Origin of the sequence: Cetobacterium sp. ZWU0022 (assembly GCF_000800875.1) — a bacterium.
GTDB lineage: Bacteria > Fusobacteriota > Fusobacteriia > Fusobacteriales > Fusobacteriaceae > Cetobacterium_A.
Window position 1 is genome coordinate 1 of the sequence record NZ_JRJZ01000144.1, and the last position, 1,509, is coordinate 1,509.

Here is a 1,509-nt window from a genome sequence, read left to right on the forward strand (position 1 = left end):
GATATTATTAAATAATAAGAAAAAAGATTCTTTTTAAAAAGAGCGATTTTTATTTTTAATAAAAAAATTCAAAAAAATAATTAAAACATAAAATTTTATATATTTAAAAATTGAACTCTAAAATAAAATTCAAAATATATTTTAAACATCCTAAAATCATCTTAAAATCAATTTCATTCAATTTTACAATAAAATACTCATAAAAACATTTACACAAGCCTTAAAATCAATTTTAGAGAGTTTAAAGTATAAAAATTCAAAATATATTTTTAAATAATTTCTACTGTATTAATTAAGAACAAATCTAAAAATAAAAATTATTATTGAAGATTTTATTTAAAATTGATATACTAAAAAAAGTTACAGGTTTTTAAAGTTAAACAAACAATTGGCAAGGATAATTCCTTGCTTTTTAATTAACAAACCTATATACATTTATTCCAAAATGAGGGCATAGACTAGACCCTCATTTTTAATTGAAAAACTATAAAAAAGGGTATTTTTTATAGTTATATATTTTTATTTCTTATATAAAGATTATAGGTTTTTATTGTTATGCTTGTTATTCTTTATATAATTGATTTTAACATATTTCTATTCTTAACCTTAGTTGATTACCTAACTTTATCTTATAATTGGTAAAAGAGCTATTTAAAGCTGAATTTTGCCAATTAAAAAAGACTAGGTGGGTGAGACACCTAGTCAGTGATTACCTAGTACCCTTTCTTAACTAGCAGTAAAAAAAGGACTATAACTAAAAATAATCTTTCCATTTGGAAACTTCACCCCCTTTCTAGGGTAGGCAACCACTAAGAAGATTATATCATAATACAAAAAATTAGAAAAGAGTTTAACATAAGTGTTAAACTCTTCTAAAAATACTTCTTAATAAAATTTATTTCTAATTCTCCATCAGTTAAATTAGAATTTTCTAAACGATATTGTTCAAATTCTTTATTTCTTAGAATATTTGCTACTTTGTAAATTCTTATTAATTCTTTAAATTCGTCTTGCAGATCATCTAATTTGTTATAATAGTTTGTATCAAATATTTCAACTGTTATCAAATTTATGTTTTATACTTTGAGTTACTCCAAAATTTTTGCTAATTTCTGATTTATCAATATGAGCAAATTCAGTATTTCTATATTTCTTTAATTTTTTATATTCCTCTCTAATATTTTGTTCTGTAACTTTCTTTATAATTTTTTCTTTTAATTCAATTTTACCAATTAAATTTAATATATTTTCTATTCTTATATAATTTCGTCTTGGTGAAACCTCTGTTATTTTATTATTCATTCCATTTATTCCATCATAAAAGTTATAAAGTAAAATTACCAGTGGATATAATAAAAAATGTTGAGATAGTCCTAGTAGATTTGAATAATTTTCTTCTGTATCTTTGTTATACAGTATATTTAATTTATTATAGGGGTCCCGTCCATGGCTGTCAACCTAAGGGAAATAAATGATTTATAATTCAAGAGTGAGAAATTATTTTGAAAT

General features: G+C 21.5%; 2 protein-coding genes. Both read right to left on the reverse strand.

Going from position 1 to position 1,509, the window contains the following annotated elements; all coding sequences use genetic code 11:
• Positions 1 to 872 precede the first annotated feature (872 nt).
• Entirely contained in the window at positions 873 to 1,067 is a 195-nt protein-coding gene (locus L988_RS10895; RefSeq protein WP_047384209.1) for a hypothetical protein, read from the reverse strand.
• Complete coding sequence (locus tag L988_RS10900) at positions 1,054 to 1,302, reverse strand: hypothetical protein (protein WP_047384210.1); 249 nt, start codon at positions 1,300 to 1,302, stop codon at positions 1,054 to 1,056. Before L988_RS10900 ends, L988_RS10895 begins: the two co-directional genes overlap by 14 nt.
• Positions 1,303 to 1,509: the final 207 nt, after the last annotated feature.